General features: G+C 68.3%; 1 protein-coding gene. It reads right to left on the bottom strand.

Annotated elements, in window-relative coordinates; all coding sequences use genetic code 11:
- Positions 1–717, bottom strand: a 717-nt coding sequence (locus IVB29_RS02570) for a DUF1522 domain-containing protein (protein WP_247501832.1), incomplete at both ends; no start/stop codon positions are given.

Consider the following 717-nt stretch of genomic DNA (forward strand, 5'->3'; position numbering starts at 1 on the left):
GACGTTCAGCGTCGAGTTGGTCTGGAGCAGCGAGGACAGCGTGCCCGTGCCGGTGGTGCGGTTCGCCTGCACCGTCGCGGTGCCCGAACCGACCGATGCGGTGAGGCCAAGCGCCTTCAGGGCGTCAGCCTTGCCGCTCAGCACCAGATCGGCGCCGGTCGTGCTCTGCAGCGAGATCTGGCCGTTCGCAAAGCTCGATGCGGTCTGGCCCGAAGTCTGGGCGAAGGCCGCCGTACCCGCGGTGGAGGTGATCGTCGCCGTCTGCGTGCCGCTGGCGAGATCGAAGGCATTCACGAAGTCGCCGACCGTCGTGGTGGCGTTGAGGTAGACCGTCGAGTTGCCCGAGGTATCGGTGACGACGTTGCCGAACACGCCGGTGGTGCCGCCGATCAGGCTGGCTGCCGTCGGGGCGGTCGCCGCCTTCACGGTGACGGTCTTGCCGTTGACGCTGAAGGTGTCGCCGTCAGCGAACTTGGTGTTGGCCTGCGTGGTCAGAGCGCCGCTCGCACCGTAGATCAGCGTGGTGCCGGTGATGTTGGCCGGGGTACCGGCGTTATCCTGCGTCACGGCGCCGGTGAGGACACCCGAGACACCGCCGAGCTTCGTGGTCGAAGCCGCAGCGGTCGTACCGCCGGCAGCGCCGGAGTACAGCACGTTGCTGCTCGCGGTCGAGCTCGCATAGGTCGTCGTGCCACGCAGATCGGACGCGGTCGCGCC

It is taken from the genome of Bradyrhizobium sp. 1 (assembly GCF_023073315.1).
Lineage (GTDB): Bacteria > Pseudomonadota > Alphaproteobacteria > Rhizobiales > Xanthobacteraceae > Bradyrhizobium.